The organism is Asticcacaulis sp. AC402, assembly GCF_000495835.1.
GTDB lineage: Bacteria > Pseudomonadota > Alphaproteobacteria > Caulobacterales > Caulobacteraceae > Asticcacaulis.
On the sequence record NZ_AWGC01000041.1, the window covers coordinates 1 to 17,183 of the forward strand.

A 17,183-nucleotide genomic window follows, 5' to 3' on the forward strand; every position below is an offset into this window, starting at 1 on the left:
GGCCCCGACCACGGCCGTCCCGACCGCATCCAGGGTCGTCGCATTGACCAGGCTGCTGATCACCAGGTTGAAGGCCTCCGAGCCCTCCGTCACCGTATCATTGATCAGCGGCACCTTGACCGTGTGTACCGTCTGGCCGGGCGCAAAGTTCAGGCTACCGCTGACCGCCACATAGTCCGACCCCGCCACCGCGCCACCGTTTTGCGTCGCATAGTTCAGCGACACCACCAGGCTGCTGGGCCGGTCCAGAATGATGACGAAACTGGCTTCACCCGCCGCTTCATCGATGACGAAGTCACTGACCGAGATGACCGGTGTGCCGGACGGCGCATCATTATCTATGATGGTGGCCGTGCCGATATTCTTCGCCAGCGTAACATTGTTGCTGGGGCTGTAGAGCTCAAGAGTGAAGGCCTCATTGACTTCATCCAGGCTGTCATTCGTGATAGGGATACGGACGGTTTTAACGGTCTCGCCCGGCGAGAAGGTCAGGGAGCCTAACAGGTCAGTGAAGTCATTGGAGTTCGCCGTCAGGTAGTTCGTACGCCAGTTCACAGTCACCGCTGCCGCACTGATCTCATTTAGCCGAATCGTGAAGTCTACATAGGCGGCGTCTTCGCCGACCACCACATCATCGACCGATATCAAAACCGCCATTTCAACCCCCCGGGGAACTCGCTCACAAAATATCGGAGGAGCAAATCCTAACAAGCGAAAAGGCGATATCTCGGAATTTGGCTAACCGATGTGCCTCATCTGCCACAATCTTGGACAAGGCACATCTCCGACAACCTGTTACCACACCATATGCGCCAGCACGTCCGCCTGGTTTGCCCCGATCACGGTGATGGTGTTGCTGGCGCTGAAGGTAATCACCACATTGCCGCCGACCTGGGCGACCAGCCCCGCATTGGCGACACCACCGGTGATCGCATTGACGTTGATCGTGTCGTTCTGCGCCGCCGAAAAGTCGGTGATGGTGTCCTTGCCGTTGCTGGCCTCGAACAGGAACACATCCGCCCCCAGGCCCCCGGTCAGGCTGTCCTTGCCGCCCTTGCCGTTCAGGATGTTGATGCCGTCATTACCGACCAGGGTGTTGGTCAGCGAGTTGCCGGTGGCGTTGAGGTTGTTGCTGCCCAACAGGTTAAGCGTCTCGGCATATCGGCCGTTGAGGCTGTAGTCGGCGTACGAAAAGATAACATCCGTCCCCTGCCCGCCCAGTTCGACGACATTGTCACCGGTGTTCTGGACATAGTAGCTGTCGTTACCCAACCCGCCGCTGAGGACATTGTTGCCGTTATTGCCGGTCAGCGTGTTGTTGCCCGCATTTCCGGTGCCGTTGATCGCCGCATTGCCAATAAGGGTTAGCGCCTCAACATCGCTGGAAAGCGTATAGGTGGCCATAGCGGTGACAAGATCGGCGCCGCCGCCCGCAATCTCGGTGATGACGTCACCGGCGTCATCGACACTGTAACTATCGTTGCCGCTGCCGCCGATCATAGTATCCGCGCCGGCATTGCCGTTCAGGCTGTCATGGCCTGCCCCGCTATCCAGCACATTGGTACCGGTATTGCCGATCAGCACATTGGCAAGCCCGTTGCCGGTAGCATTGAGATTGGCCGAGCCGGTCAGGCTCAGGTTTTCCGCCTGCTTGCCCGCCAGGCTATAGGTTACCGTCGAAATCACCGTGTCAACGCCGGCATTAGAAGCTTCGGAGACCTGGTCGGCCGCGTTCTGGATATAGTAAAAGTCGTCGCCCAGCCCGCCGGTCAGGGTGTTGTTGCCGGCATTGCCAGTCAGGACGTTATTCAGCCCGTTGCCGGTGCCATTGATATTGTCCGATCCGGTCAGGGTCAGCCGCTCGACCTCGGTGCCCAGCGTATAGGTGATGGCCGACTCGACCAGGTCCCAGCCTTCGCCGATCGTCTCGGTGACGGTGTCGCCGGAGGTGGTTATGACATAGGTGTCATCGCCCGCCCCGCCGATCAGGGTATCCGCTCCGCCGGCCCCGCCATCCAGCCGGTCGTTGCCGCCCAGCCCTGTCAGACTGTTGTTGCCCGTATTGCCGGTCAGAGTCTGAGCGAAGCTGTTGCCCGTCGCGTTGATGTTGGCGGCCCCCGTCAGGGTCAGGAACTCGATATAGCGACCGCTCAAAGAATAGGTGGCTGACGCCAATATGGTGTCGGTACCCTGGCCACTGGATTCAACGACATTATCGCTGCTGGCATTGACCAGGAAGCTGTCGTTCCCCAGCCCCCCGATCAGGGTGTCATTACCCAGGCCGCCGTCCAGGGAATCGTTGCCAAGGCCACCATTAATGCTGTTGACTCCGCTGGTGCCGACGACCGTGTCGTTGCCGTCGCCCATAAGGGCATTTTCAAAATTGATGAACGATTCCGGCGAATAGTTCGTCACGCCCGTCGCCAGGTTGACGCTGTAGCCGTCATCCCAACTCGTGGTATCCAGCAGGTCCGTTCCGGCCCCGCCATCCAGGGTCTCGTCGGTGCCGTTGTTGGCAAAAACAGTGTCATTCCCGTCCCCGCCGAGGAAAACGCCCTGTGCCGACGAGGTGATCAGATCGTCGCCTTCACCACCATCGACTGAGTCCTCGCCATCAAAATCAAGCACGGCCGTGATCGTATCATTACCTTCGCCCCCGGTAAGGGTGTCCGCTCCGCCGAAGCCGACGATCGAGTCGTCACCCGCATAACCAAATAGCTGGTTCTCCCCCGTCGTACCGATGAGGGTTTCCGAACCTTGCGTCCCCAGCACCCTTTCGAAGTTCAGAACCGTCTCAGACCCGGAACCATCGGTAAAGGTTCCGGCTGTCAGGTCGATGACAATGCCAGAATCGCCGAATATCCAACTGTAATCGATCGTATCGGTGCCATCACCGCCGTCATAGGTCGATCCGTAGAAGCCGGTCTCGGTCTGGATATAGTCGTCACCACCTTCGCCATACAGTTCGTTAACGCCGTCGCCGCCGTAAATGACGTCGTAGTTATCGCCGCCATAGATGGTGTCGTCGCCGCCGCCGCCATAAAGCGAATCCTCGCCGCCCAGACCATTCAGCATGTTCGCTGCGTCGGAACCCGTGATAACATCGGTTTGCTGGCCACCGATCACATTCTCGATCGAGATCAGGGTTTCTATGCCGTAGTCATCGACATAGGTCCCGGCCGCCAGATTTATGGTCTTGGTCGACACCAGCAGGGAAGCATCGAACATGTCGACGCCATCGCCGCCATCGAAGGTGCTGCCGTTGTCCGTCAAATTGGTGTAGGCGATGTAATCATCGCCTGAACCGCCGCTGATTGAGTTGACGCCACCGGCGTCGTCAAAGCGATCGTTGCCCGCACCGCCAATGAGGGTATCATCCCCTGCGCCACCGGTCAGCGTATCATTGCCGTCACTACCATCCACGGTATCGTTGCCATCGCCGGCACGAATGTCATTGGCGCCGGCCGTCCCGGTCAGCGTATCATTGCCGGTCCCCGAGACGATATTTTCCATCTGACTGAAGATCTCGCCGCCGGCGTTCAGCGTCAGGTTGATATTACGGTCGCCGGGGAACGAGGTGGCGTCAAGCGTATCGGTACCGTCGCCGCCGACGATCGAATCGCCGCCGAACACGGCATAGATATAGTCGTCGCCGGCGCCGCCGAATTGCGTGGAACTGCCGAACGCGTACAGCGTGTCGTTGCCCTCGCCGCCGGAAAGCGAAGTATCAAAGCCAGCCGTCAGGACATCGTTGCCGGCGCCGCCATCTATTGTGCCGGACCCGCCGCCGCCATTCAACAAGGTGTCATCACCATTCCCGCCATTCAACGTATTGACACCCGCGCCACCGGTTAACGAGTCGTTGCCGTCGTCCCCATTCAGCGTGTCATTGCCGTCACCACCGCTCGCCGTGTCGTTGCCGGCGCCGCCGAAAAACTGGTCGATCCCGACGCCGCCATTGAGCAGGTCGTTGCCGTCCTCGGCAAACCCGATCGAATGGGTATCTGTACTGCCATTGAGCGTGTCGTCGCCTGCGCCGCCCACGAGCGAATTCTGACCGGCACCGCCATTGATCAGGTCGTTGTCGCCCCCGCCCAGCAGCGTGTCATTGCCGGCACCGCCATTCAGCGTATCATTGCCGTCGCCGCCAGAGACGGTATCGTTGCCATCGCCGGCACTGATGACATTGGCGCCGGCCGTCCCGGTCAGCGTGTCGTTGCCAATGCCGGAGACAAGGTTCTCCATCTCCGTGAAGCTTTCACCGCCGAAGCTCGACAGTCCGGTCGTCAGGTCGACCCCATAGTTACCGGTATAGGACGTGGTGTCGAGCGTGTCGGTACCGTCGCCGCCGACAATCGAATCGCCGCCGAACACGGCAAAAATATAGTCGTCGCCGGCCCCGCCCAACTGCGTGTCGTTGCCGCCGCCGTCGCCATTGAGCGTATCGTTGCCGTCCCCACCCACGAGCGAGTCACTGCCACTCCCACCGTACAATGTATCGGCTGCACCGCCGCCTTCCAGCGTGTCATTGTCCGCGCCGCCCTCCAGAAAATCGAAAGACGCCCCGCCCACCAGGCTGTCATCGCCGGCCTCGCCCAGGATGCGGTTATAAAACTGGTCGGGCGGCAGTTGGGTGACGAGAGGGGTAAGATCCGTATTCGCCGCATACACAGTATCATTCCCCGCGCCAGCGCTCAGCAGCCGGATCTCGGCCGGCAGGGCGAACGTCGGCGAATACATGTTGAACGGCCGGAAGTCATAGCTGTCGGCGCCCCCGGTGCCGACAAACTGGGTCAGATAGTTGTCGATAGTTTCGATAGCCACGAACGGCAGGCTGGTCCCCAGTTGCAGCGTTCCCTGGATCAGGTCGACACTGTCGCTGCCGATGCCGCCGTCGACGATCCAACCGGCAATATTGGTGACCGCATTGAGATCGAAACCGTCATTCCCTGCCTCGCCATACAGGCTGTCGACGCCGGTACCGCCGATCAGCAGGTCGTCGCCGTCATAGCCTAAGACGACGTCGTTCCCCGCCCCGCCCCGTAGGGTATCGTTGCCCGTCCATCCATCCAGCGTATCGTTATCATCGCCGCCGTCGATACTGTCATTGCCGTCATTGCCGTAGAGGCTGTCATTGCCGGCCAGGCCGGTAATCGTATCGTTATCGACGGTGCCGTTGAGCGTGTTATTGCCTCCGTCACCGGGGATCACGGCACTGCCGGGGCCGCTGTTGACCGCTGCGCCAGGCGCCAGAACAGTGCTGGCGAGGCTTGGGTACAGGACATCATCATGGTCACGGGTCTTCATGGCGGCAGCTCCCTGGCGTCATGGATGGGCCTGCGGTCGCGGTGCCCGTCCATGGAAAATGAACAATGGGAAATAACGGCGGTACGAGGCCACCCTACCGCAGCTTCAGGAAAAGTTAACCCTAAATCGGCTTGGACAGCCAAATTTCTGGCCGTAAGACGCGACGGCCACCGCCGCCGCGTCGTTCACAAACTACCACACCATATGCGCCAGCACATCGGCCTGGTTCGCCCCGATCACGGTGATGGTGTTGCTGGCGCCCAGATTGACGATGACGTTCGCGCCTGCCTGCGTGACCAGGGCCACATTGGCGACACCCGCCGTATAGGCGTTGATGTTGATACTATCGTTCTGCTCTGCGCTGAAGTCGGTGATCGTATCCTTGCCGCTACCGGTTTCGAACAGGAAGATATCGCTGCCCAGGCCGCCGCTGAGGATGTCTTTTCCGCCCTTGCCGTTAAGCGTATTCATGCCGTCGTTGCCGACCAGAGTGTTGGCCAGCGAATTACCGGTAGCGTTGATGTTGGCAGTTCCGGTAAGGTTTATCACCTCGGCGTAGCGGCCATTCAGACTATAACTGACCGTCGAGAAGATCACATCCCACCCCCCGCCGCCCAGTTCGATGACCGTGTCGTTGGCGCTTTGAACGTAGTAGGTGTCGTCGCCCAGACCGCCGACCAGCTTATCGCCCCCCATACCGCCATCCAGCACATTGTTACCGATGGTGCCGGTGATAGTGTTGTTCAGCGAATTGCCGGTTCCGTTCAGGTTGCCTGACCCCGTCAAGGTCAGCACTTCCACCGCGCGGCCGAACATGGAGTAGCTGACCGAACTGATCACCGTATCCGTGCCTTCAAGGTGATTTTCACGCACGCTGTCCCCTGCGCTGTCAACATAGTAGGTGTCGTCGCCCAGACCGCCGATCAGGATGTCACCGCCACCGGCACCATCCAGCACATTGTTACCGCTGGTGCCAGTGATGGTATTGTTCAGCGAATTACCGGTGCCGTTCAGGTTACCAGCTCCAGTCAGGGTCAGCACCTCAACGGCGCGACCGAACATCGAAAAGCTGATCGAGCTGATAACCGTATCAGTACCTTCGAGGTGGTTTTCCCGCACGCTGTCGCCAATATTGTCGATGATGAAGGTGTCGTTACCCAGCCCACCCGTCATCACGTCAGCATTGGTGCCACCGTCCAAAGCGTCGTCGCCAGCCTGACCGGAAAGGTTGTCTTTACCACCGCCCCCAGTCAGAGCATTATTCCCGGCGTTGCCGACCAGAACGTCGCTTCCAGCGCTGCCCGTGGCGTTAACATTCGCATTGCCTGTCAGCACCAGGCTTTCTACGTTGACTGGAGTGGTAAGGGTAATCGAAGATAGAACGGTGTCAGATCCCTCGCCGGCGGCTTCGATGATCTGATCGAGCATGCTGTCGATAATATAGGAGTCGTCGCCGAGCCCACCTGTGAGCGTGTCGGCGCCGTGGCCGCCGTCTAGAACGTCGTTTCCCGTCCACGACGCCAGGGAGTCGTTACCACCTTCGCCACTTAAGAAAGCAGAGTTTCCGGTCTCACCGATGGAACGATTGTGCGAATAGACATTGAACCGGTTGGCGTCAGAGCTACCAATTAAGGTTGTTTCCAAGCTGACATAGACGGCGAAGCCGTTAGCATCGTAGTACCATTCAGATACAGATACATCCAGATCCGCGACATTCATTATGGTGTTGGCGCCCATCCCCATGTTGAAAGCGCCTGTTGTGAGGTTGATATAGACTGACTCCATTGGAACGGTTTCAGAAGCACCTTCACCCACATGCCTGTAGTCCAAGCCAAAGTGATTTCCACCCAAACCGCCGTCAATCGTGTTGCCAGAGAAGGTGAACGTCGATTGTCCGTCGGTGCCGTCGCTGCCGGCAATACCGGGGATGTCGTCGTCATCATTGATAAAAGGCCGCTTGCCCGCAGCTCCAGCACTGCCCCCGGCCCCCGCGTCTAGCTCCACGGACAGCCTTAGATTATCATAGGACTCAGTCCCCTTGATCGTATTGCCAGTGAAGACAATGGTCGCATCACCGCCATCACCGCCATCGCCTCCGTCACCGTTGATGCCATTATCGAATTCATCTGGTTGCGTGAGGAATTCACCACTATAAAAGATTGCGCCCTTACTCGTGTGACCACCTTGACCACCGCTCCCTGCATTTCCCCCATTAGCCAAAAGGTGTATTTGCGGATAGTTGCTGGTAAAAGTGTTGCCAACAATTGAAACCGCGGCATCGCCACCGTGGCCACCGTTACCACCGTTACCACCGTTACCACCGTGGGAGCCGCCGTACCCTTGGGGGCCTGCTAGGCTATTGCCACCATAGCCACCCAAAGACCCGTAACCGCCGGTGCTAATGAACTGGCCGCCGCTGAGGCTGCTTCCACCGACAGAAACGGCACTGTTTCCGCCATCGCCCCCGTCACCGCCATTGCCACTTTGGCCTCCGCTGGAGCCAGGAGCAGTATATCTATAAGTATAGAGTGGATAAGTGATGTGAGTCCCATAAAGATACTGGCCATAAGTGCCGGCCGTCCCGTCGCCACCATATCCTCCGCCTTGGCCAAACAGCCCGGTTGCAACAAGCTTCAGGCTGGTCGCACCAATGATACCAGTCGCGACGAGGTTAGCGCCCCCGCCATCTCCCCCATGACCACCGTTGCCACTGGCACCAATGGCGCCAGTTGCATCAGTAATTGAGGCAATTAAAGTCGGATTATGATAGGTGATGGCAACGCCGACTAACCAAGACTGCCCGGCGCGCCCGCCGCCCCCGCCGCCCCCGCCCAACCCTCCCGTTACCGTGACGTCGTTCAAACCTCCATCGATATCGATCTGACTCAGGGTATAGGTCAAGCTGCCGCCATCTTCGCCATCCATGCCGGCGCCGCCTGCTCCTGACGTTGTATAACCGTCCTCTGAATGGCCTCCGTTCTCGCCGGCAATGCCATATTCGCCGTCTTCGCCAAAAATATTCAAACTTGCCATGATAATTCCCCAGTTAGGCTGCCAATATCACCAAACCATTAGCCACTTCCCTAAAAGGCGACTTCCCCCAATTGACGGATAATGCCTAAGACTTTTCGTCTTTGATGCTCGGTAATCGCGCCAGCATCGCAATCAGTTGCGATTGTCTGTGGGTGTCTGTCTTTCGCAGCAGGGACGACAACTGAGTCCGCACCGTGCTGAGACGCACATCGCGCGCGATCGCGTAATCTTCCAGTTGCCCGCCCTTCAAAAGGGTTTCGGCCAGTCCAATTTCGGCAGCGCTCAACCCGTAGAACTGAGCCAAATGGGCGCCGACGGCGTTATAGTCGTTGGGTGGCTCCACGATGATCAAGGCTTGTTTCCGATCCGGCATGACTGATACAATAATCTTTCGCGATGCTCCGCCGTTCGGGCAGTGCAGTTGGACCACTCCGGTCCTCGCCGGTCGGCCCAGGGTGGCATTAAAAAGACCGTGACCCAAAGCCCGGTCGACATCGCTCGCCTTGGCCGACACCTTTCCGCGGAGAGATACCAGACCATCGCCTTGTCGCAGTATCTTGTCAGCAGCGGCATTGGTCGAAACGATCTGGCGGTCTGACTTAACGACCATAACCGCGAAGGCGAAACAATCCAGCGCGGCGTTTGCCATGTTCGATCGCATGTCGGCGTCTCTCAGCCTGGCCCGAATAAGATGCAACCGACGGATATGCGGAACCGTTTGCTGCAAAAGCAGGGCTTCGTCTTCCTCAAACGCACCGGGAGTGTGGGCGCGATGAATACCAATTATGATTGCCCCACTGTCTGAAGCGAGATTGGTGGCGATACAATGCATAGTATCGTCGCCATTGGAACGGAAAAACTCATTGTAAGTGCTGGTTTTCAGGAATTGGTCGAGGGACACAATCTCATCCATTGACCGGAACTTCCCTCTTGTTTGAGCCAGCCCGGCGTTAATCCAGATGTCATCCTTGTAATGGTGCTGAGCGTACTTAGCGTACATCTCAGGACCAAAATAACTTCCTGCAAAATCTATGTGCGTCCAGTCTTGATCGAAGAACTGAATGGTGGCGCTCCGTCCCCCCACCAACTCGGCAAAGGCAGCCGGCAATCGTGCAAAGGCGTCGTCATCAAACGCGGCGTCGTACATGAGATCGATTAGTTTGGTTGGTCCAATCCTCATCCCGCCCTCCCCTGAAACTATATTATGCTGTTGGAAAGAGCAGAGGGCAAGAAAACATCCCAAGGCTACGCCAAAACCTGGAATTTTTCGGGAACAATCACATGAAATTTGTAGGAGACCTTGTCTTTGTCTCATGCCATTGTGTGGGCAGTGTTACAAAAAAACTACGTTTATCGCAGCGGCAAACTCTGCGAACTTGGGGCAGAAATTGTTGAGCAACTCTGCTTCCTGCAATCAGCCCGACAATCGCTCAAGGCGTTGGGGTGCCCGGTTCTTTCTGTGTCCGCCTGCCCCCTCGGCGCGCTACAGCTTTTCTGCGTGCGCCTCGACCAGTTCGACAATATGGTCGATCATGCCGTCATTGGACAGCTTATGGTCCGGCTTTCCGCCCAGGTACACCATGCCCGACCCGGCCCCGCCGCCCGTAAAGCCGACATCGGTATACAGCGCTTCACCTGGCCCGTTGACAACGCAGCCGATGATCGACAGCGACATCGGCTTGGCGATATGCGCCAGGCGCTCTTCCAGCTTGGCCACCGTGTCGATGACATTGAAACCCTGACGGGCGCAGGACGGACAGGCGATGATGTTGACGCCACGGTGGCGCAGGCCCAGCGACTTCAGCAGGTCGAAACCGACCTTGATCTCCTCCACCGGATCGGCCGCCAGGCTGACCCGCACCGTGTCGCCGATCCCCGCCCACAGCAGGTTGCCCAGGCCGATCGCCGACTTGATCGTGCCATTACGCAGCGGCCCAGCCTCGGTCACGCCGATATGCAGCGGACAGTCGATGGCGTCGGCCAGGGCGGTGTAGGCGGCCACCGTCAGAAACACGTCCGATGCCTTGACCGAGATCTTGAACTCATGAAAGTCGTGGTCGCGCAGGATATTGGCGTGAAACAGGGCACTTTCGACCATGGCCTCGGGGCACGGCTCGCCGTACTTTTCCATCAGGTCTTTTTCGAGCGACCCGGCATTGACCCCGATACGCATGGAGCAGCCATAGTCCTTGGCAGCCTGGACGACTTCGCGAACGCGTGCCGCCGAGCCAATATTGCCGGGATTGATCCGCAGGCAGGCCGCACCGGCCTGGGCGGCCTCGATGGCGCGCTTGTAGTGGAAATGGATGTCGGCGACGATCGGAACATTGGACTGTGCGACGATGCTTTTAAGCGCCTGGGTCGACTCGACGTCGGGGCACGACACACGGACAATATCAGCGCCAGCCTCTTCCAGGGCGCGGATCTGCGCCATGGTGCCTTCGACGTCGTGGGTCTTGGTATTGGTCATCGACTGGACGGAAATCGGCGCATCGCCGCCAACGGCCACCTTGCCCACCATGATCTGACGGCTCTTGCGCCGCTGGATCATCCGCCAGGGACGGATGTGCCCAAGTTCAGAAGGGTTGTGGTCGGAAGGATGATGGCTGTCCATGGGAATTCCAGAATACGCGATACATCTGTTATATCAGGCCTGAGGCCGCCTGTAACAACCGACGGCAGGAAAATTTGTCGCATTCTTTCAGCTCATCCGCAGAATGCCGCCTCGCCTAAGCTCGGGCGGGCCGTCGCCCTTGCCAGGCGCCATGAGTCAGAGACATCGCTGCCTGGACTTACTGAGCCGTCGGCGACACGGGCGTGGTTGCCGACGCACTGGCCGGGGCGTCGGAACTGGCGGGCGGCGGCGGCACTTCGACCGGCACAGGCTCCGGTTTCGGGCGGACCGCCGGCAGATAGGGTATGGGGTCGGTCTGGCGCGGCGCCGCCTTGGGCGCCTCGGGCTTGGCGCTGACCTTGTAAACCACCGCAACCTGGCCGGCCTGGGCTTGGCGCGCATCCAGGACGGAGGCCATCTGGGCCGCCCGGCCGTTCAGCTTGCCGACCGTCGTCACCAGACTGTCCATCTGACCGGCATATTCGCCGTTATAATAGACCTCGATGAATCTGAGGTCGGACACCTGCACGCTCTTGTCCTGCCAGTCGACCGCCGGCAAGCGATAGGCTTCACCGGCATTGAGCTGGGTGGCGAACGAAATAACGCTGCCGGCACCGTCGCGGATGATCAGGTCGACGCTCTTGGTCGCCTGCAGCGTCACGTTCGACCGCTCCGGCGGCGCGCCGTAGATGGCGCCCTGGGGGTTGAAGGCCTTGCGCGCCTGCAAAACGTCCGTCACGGAGACCGGCGCCGTCGAACTGGCATTGGCGTCGGCCATGATCGAGGCAAACCCCTCTTCCAGCCCGGGCGTGACATAGGGGAGCGGCACGTCCTGATCCTGGGGTGCTGCTGCCGGCCGGGTCAGTTGGATCATGCCGTCACGCAGGTTGGGGACACCGAACTTCCACGGCGCGTTGTCGATCTGGGCATAGGCGTTGCGTTGGGCATGCGATGCCGGCCGATGCTGGACGACGTTCCAGATCACGACAGCCCCGACAACGCAGGCGGCGGCCGTAAGATAGGCGCGGTAGTTGGGCTTGGTGTCCTCGACCGAGGCACCGGACGGCGCGTGCAGACGCACAGCCGGTTCCGACACCTCGCGCTTGTACATGTCGGCCAGGCTTTCCTCATCCAGGCCGAGTGCCTTGGCATAGGCCTTGACATAACCGATGGCGAAGGCGCGCGGCGGCAGGACGTCGTAGGCGACCTGTTCGAAGGCTTCGAGATAGGCCCGGCGCACGCGGGTAATGTCGGACACCTCTTCCAGGGTGAGCCCCAGAAGCGCGCGGCGCGCCTTCAGCAGTTCCGCCAGATCGAAACGATCCGGCAGCCGGCCATCACTCTGCGCCATCTGCGGCTGGCTCTCGCCGCGATAGATCCCCTGATAGGGTTCGTCTTCGATGATGGGGGGATGGTCGCTGGTACTCATGAGATTCGCGGGCTACTCCGTGGCGACAGAAACATAATGGGCGCGAATAATCAATCGCTCCAAAGCGGTTCAGGCGAATTCCCCCGGCGTGGCCACGCGAATTTGACCACCTGTTGCGCAAGCTTCGAAGTCAGTTTATGACGGCCCCCTACCCGCCCTTTCAGCCCAGGACCTGCCATGCCCGCCGCCTTCGATGATCTCTGGATCGGTCAGGTCGCCTCCATCGGCGCCGGTGTCATTTCCGACGACGAACTGGCGAACTTCTGCAAGACCTACGCGCCGACGTGGAACCCGGCTGACGGCGTGCCCGATGCCCTGATTTTCACCCTGTGGTCGCGCCTGGAAACCGAAGCGGCGCTGCAATGGCCGCAGACCAAGCGCCTGGCGGTCGACGCCCTGCGCTGGTCGCGCAACCCGCCGCCGGGTGAACTGTTGCGCGGCCGCATGACGGTGATGGGCAAGGATGCGGTCGGCGATACCAAGGGCGTGGTCATCGCCCAGCACGACATGCTGGACGAAGCCGGCCGGCTGGTGTTTTCGTGCCTGACCCGGTCGGTGTTCCAGCGTAATCCAAAGGCGCCCAGCGCTTAGGGTCATTGGGAATTGCGGGACATTCCCGAACCCGCCATGCGGCGTCAACGCCGTTAGTTTTCACTACGCCCCCCCCCGATCAGACACGAACATCCAAGACAAAAGTTGTCCGCGCGATGGCTTCGGATTGAACGCTTGCGTTCGTGTGCGTTCGTGTGGTTCGTGGTCAAAATTACTCTATAGCGAGATGGCTTTTGGTAGAATCGCCATCTCGCTATAAGTTTTTGTTTTGTCGCGCAATTTGTCCGAAAAGTGCGTCACACTTTATCGGATTGCGCTCTAGAAAACAAAAGCCCCGGATCGCTCCGGGGCTTTCGCAATGCTCAAACCATAACCGTGTCTTAATTAACGGCGACAGGGTTCTGGTTGCGCTCGATGGTCAGGGCAATCAGCTTGTCCCAGGCCAGCAGCGAGTTGAGATGGGCATAGACGTGCGTAAGGGCGCCGTTGTCACGCAGTTCGGCCAGCTTTTCCGGCGACAGTTCGTTCAGGACCTTGTCGTCGACCGCGAAGTATTCGGCGATCTTTTGCGGCTCACCCGGCGTGCCGTCCGCGTTTTGCGGACGATACAGGGTTTCACGCGGCGCCAGCAGGTTCAGTTCGCGCAGCAGGCTGACGAAGCTTTCGGTGCGGCGGCGTTCGGTTTCGAAGTCCGAGCAGAACTGCATGGCGTTTTCGACGTAGGGCGTCGCCTTGCCGTTTTCGAAAAAGGGCACGTCCGGGTTGGAAGTCTTCACCATCGGTGCGCCGGTGTCGACGCACAGGATCATGCGCTCCTGGGATTCGTCATTGGCGAACACGAAGGGATAGCGGCGAGCAAAGGCCGGCAGGTAGCTGTCCGACTTGAAGATGCCGTCCGCCGACACGAACACGTTCTGGCCGGCCGACAGGCCCATGGCCGCCACCGGCATGAAGTTCTCACCGATGAAGACGATCGGGTAGCTCAGCGATGCGGCCGGGAATTCCGACACGGTCAGCGGCACCACATTGGTTTCGGCCACGAAGCTGTGCGGCGACGGGATCGCACTGATGCCCATGGAACCATGGACGTCTGGGTTCAGCGGTTCGGGCGATTTATAGAAAAGGACGTTTCCGGTCAGGGTGGCGTCGTTGTTTTGTTGTTCGGCCATGGGTACCAAGAAGGCTGGGTTGAAAAATGAGCCTCGCTTCTAGCCTAAGCCATTGCCATGAGCAAGTCGCGTAACAGAATAAGCGAACCCTTCGCAGATTTGTGTTTTTTGCCACGCGAAAGCTGTGCCGCAACGCGACATTTTCAGCTTGAACGCTGAACCGGGCTGCCAGGCCTTCAGAAGTTCCAGATCATCCCGACGCGCAGGCTGCGACCGGCGCCCACCACAATATCCTTTTGCACCGAGGTGTGTTCGCGAATCTCGGTGTCGGTGAGGTTGCGGACCTCGGCAAAGACAGAAGTGGCACCCGTCAGGTGGTAAGATGCAAACAGGTTGACGGCGGTGTAGCCGTCCGTCGGCAGTTCGAACGCCGCAAGGTCATTGGCGTCGGCGACGTGGCGCACCTCGGCATGGGCATCCCACTTCGGCGCCTCATAGCTCAAACGCGCGGCCAGGGCCGATGGCGCGATCCGGGCAATCGGACCCAGGTCGCTCTTGCCGTGGACATAGTCGTAGGTCAGATCAAGACGCAGGACCTGGCCGTGGCCGCTCCACAGATTGCCGCCGCCTTCCAGTTCGAAGCCATGGAAGTTCGCGCCCGTCTGGACGTAAGCGAAGACCGGCAGGCCGTCCTGCGCCTCGCCCGTCGGGCGCAAATCGATGAAGCCGTCGAAGTTGCTGGTGTACAGGTGCGCGTCCAGCGTAAAGGCCGAGTGTTCGTCCATCAGCCAGTGGCCGGTCAGTTCCAGGCTGTTGCCGACTTCGCTATCGAATGCGGCATTGCCGAGTTCATACGCCCCGGTTCCGGCATGGGGACCATCAGCCAGCAGTTCGACATCCGATGGCGCGCGTTCCGAGCGCGTCAGGCTGAGGCCGAAAAAGGCGTGGTCGGACGGACGCCAGAAACCGCCCAGCGACGCCGACAGGTTGTCGAAATCCCTGGAAAAGCCGGTGACGGCCTTAATTGCCTTGCGGTCCAGCCGCGCGCCGCCTTCCACGCCCCAGGTGCCGTTGTCGAGGCGATACTGGGTGAAGACTCCGACCTCGTCGGTGGTGGTCGACGGAACGAAGGCTTCATCGCCGATGGCCTCGAAATCGCGCTTCGACAGGTTGAAGCCCACGGTGCCGCTGAGCGCGCCCATCTGGCTGCGCAGCAGGCTGACGCGCAATTCGTGCCCGGTCGAGAAGAACTGGGTGCCGGTCTCATCGCCTTCGAACTCGGTATGTTCGTAGTCGCTGTAGCCGCCATCGGCCTGGAGCTTGTTGAAGCCGGCGAAGGCGAGGTTGAACTGCGAACGCACGTCGTAGCGCGTCTGTTTCAGCCCGATGGTGACGGGGCCTTCTTCCTCGCCATGGGCGTGGCCGGGGACGCCATAGTGCAGGTCGGTTGTCTTGGCGCTGAGGCCGATAAAGCCGAAGTCACCGATATAGGAAACCCCGGCGCCATAGTTTTCGAGGTCGACCGCCGTATTGTCCTGGTGGTCGCCGATATCGCGCGGCTCACCTTCGGAATCCGTCATATAGCGCGACTCCGGTCCAACCGGCGTATCATAGTCCTCGCTGGTACGACGCAAGGCGTCGAAGGTAAAGACCAGGGGACCTGTGCCGGTCTTGGCATTGAAGCCCAACTGCGTGCCTTTATCGACGCTCGACGCCTGGGCCGTGACGCGGCCCTCGACTCCCGGCCTGGCAACCGTCGTCGCGATGCGGTCGTCGATGATGTTGACGATGCCGCCGATGGCATTGCCACCATAGATCAGGGCCGACGGGCCTCGCAAAACTTCGATACGCCTGGCCTCCATCGGATCGGTCGACACCGCGTGGTCGGGTGACACCGCCGAGGCATCGACCGCGCCCATGCCATTGTTCAGAACCAGGACGCGGAAACCGTCCAGACCGCGGATTGAGGGGCGGCTGGCGCCTGGCGCAAAGGCCGACGACCGCACCCCTGGCAGAGTTGCCAGCATGGCGCCCAAGCCTTGCGACGGCTTACGGCTGATGTCGTCGCGGGTCAGGATGTCGACATTGCTCATCAGCGCGTCTTTCGACACGCCGTAGGCGGTCCCGGTGATCACCACCTCGACAGGCGCGTCTTCAACATCCTGAGCATGAACGGCGGTAACAAGCGCCGAGGAGAGCGCCAGAACGGACAGGCTGGTGACAAGACGGGTGCGACGGAACATGGCGGCCTCGTATGCTGCGATGCGCCTGTGTTATGTAATAACATTCGCCATGTCAAGCGCGTTTGTTATAATATTACACCTCGCGCAACTCGGGCGCCCCGCAAGCGTCTTTTGGCGCGCTTGCCAACCCGCGATGTGTCAGGAATTTCACGGGTTTGCATCAGTTACGGCCCTGACAGCACAGTCATGTAGCACGCGCCAAGGTATGGAAAAGCCTTCGGTTGCACAAACCGCCAACTCATCCTACCTTCTGAGCCATGAGCAACGCTTGCGCCCACCACGATCATCATCACGCCCTGGCAGCCGATACCAAGTCTCAGCGCCTGGCCGAAGCTGAGACCCTGTGTGCCCAGGCGGGCGAGCGCATGACGTCGTCGCGGCTTCGCACCTACGAACTGATCCTGGAAGCCAGCGGCCCCATCAAGGCGTATGATGTCATCGACCGTTTCCACCCGCAAGGCGCCGCCAAGCCGCCCACGGTCTATCGCGCACTCAGCTTCCTCGAGCAGATGGGCCTGATCCACCGCATCGAAAGCCTGAACGCCTTCGTCGCCTGCGACACGCGCGACCACCCCCATGCGGCCGGCTTCCTTTTGTGCGACTGCTGCGGCCAGAGCGTCGAGTTCGCCATCCCAAATGTGGCTGACATCGAAGTCAGCGCCACGAACTCGCACTTCCAGATCAAGCATATAACGCTTGAAGCGCGTGGCCTGTGCGGCGCCTGCCGCGGTCATGCCTGAAAACAGACTCTCGCCTAAGCTCTCCGAGGCGGATTGGTGAAAGTCAGACTTTTCCCCGGTAAACGTTTTCAATTGGACTTGCCACCATGTTGCACCGCACCTATAGCAAAGGGATAGAGTTCGGTTTGCTTCCGTGTTCGTGCATTTGTCCCCAAC

The 17,183-nt window shown here is 59.8% G+C and carries 10 protein-coding genes; 2 read left to right on the plus strand and 8 right to left on the minus strand.

All coding sequences use genetic code 11. From position 1 onward, the window contains the following. The 6 genes from ABAC402_RS0120900 to ABAC402_RS37310 form a co-directional block, all read right to left on the minus strand. Window positions 1-657: Calx-beta domain-containing protein (locus ABAC402_RS0120900; RefSeq protein WP_031236018.1), on the minus strand; the 657-nt coding region annotated here is incomplete at its 3' end. Window positions 658-795: 138 nt separating this feature from the next. Beyond that, entirely contained in the window at window positions 796-5,307 is a 4,512-nt protein-coding gene (locus ABAC402_RS37290; RefSeq protein ID WP_023451025.1) for a calcium-binding protein, read from the minus strand. Window positions 5,308-5,499: 192 nt separating this feature from the next. Beyond that, entirely contained in the window at window positions 5,500-8,340 is a 2,841-nt protein-coding gene (locus ABAC402_RS41015) for a calcium-binding protein (RefSeq protein WP_023451026.1), read from the minus strand. An 85-nt stretch (window positions 8,341-8,425) separates the two neighbouring features. Next, the gene (locus ABAC402_RS37300) at window positions 8,426-9,520 is read right to left on the minus strand and encodes a helix-turn-helix transcriptional regulator (protein ID WP_023451027.1); all 1,095 of its coding nucleotides are present in this window, start codon (window positions 9,518-9,520) and stop codon (window positions 8,426-8,428) included. 303 nt (window positions 9,521-9,823) lie between these two features. Next, complete coding sequence (ispG, locus tag ABAC402_RS37305; protein ID WP_052025374.1) at window positions 9,824-10,954, minus strand: flavodoxin-dependent (E)-4-hydroxy-3-methylbut-2-enyl-diphosphate synthase; 1,131 nt, start codon at window positions 10,952-10,954, stop codon at window positions 9,824-9,826. Between the two features lie 178 nt (window positions 10,955-11,132). Next, entirely contained in the window at window positions 11,133-12,383 is a 1,251-nt protein-coding gene (locus ABAC402_RS37310; RefSeq protein WP_023451029.1) for a RodZ family helix-turn-helix domain-containing protein, read from the minus strand. Between the two features lie 177 nt (window positions 12,384-12,560). On the opposite strand from ABAC402_RS37310, the gene ABAC402_RS37315 reads away from it, so the two are divergent. Beyond that, window positions 12,561-12,974, plus strand: coding sequence for an acyl dehydratase (locus ABAC402_RS37315; protein ID WP_023451030.1), 414 nt, complete (start codon window positions 12,561-12,563; stop codon window positions 12,972-12,974). 341 nt (window positions 12,975-13,315) lie between these two features. Here ABAC402_RS37315 and ABAC402_RS37320 read toward each other — a convergent pair whose 3' ends face one another. Both ABAC402_RS37320 and ABAC402_RS37325 read right to left on the minus strand, forming a co-directional pair. Further along, window positions 13,316-14,104: a SapC family protein gene (locus ABAC402_RS37320; protein WP_023451031.1), complete on the minus strand. Its 789-nt coding sequence runs from the start codon at window positions 14,102-14,104 to the stop codon at window positions 13,316-13,318. A 176-nt stretch (window positions 14,105-14,280) separates the two neighbouring features. Continuing rightward, entirely contained in the window at window positions 14,281-16,287 is a 2,007-nt protein-coding gene (locus ABAC402_RS37325; protein WP_023451032.1) for a TonB-dependent receptor, read from the minus strand. 257 nt (window positions 16,288-16,544) lie between these two features. Between ABAC402_RS37325 and ABAC402_RS37330 the strand changes: the two genes are divergently transcribed. Next, a complete protein-coding gene (locus ABAC402_RS37330; protein WP_023451033.1) occupies window positions 16,545-17,027 on the plus strand; it encodes a Fur family transcriptional regulator in 483 nt (160 codons plus the stop codon). The last annotated feature ends 156 nt before the right edge of the window (window positions 17,028-17,183 follow it).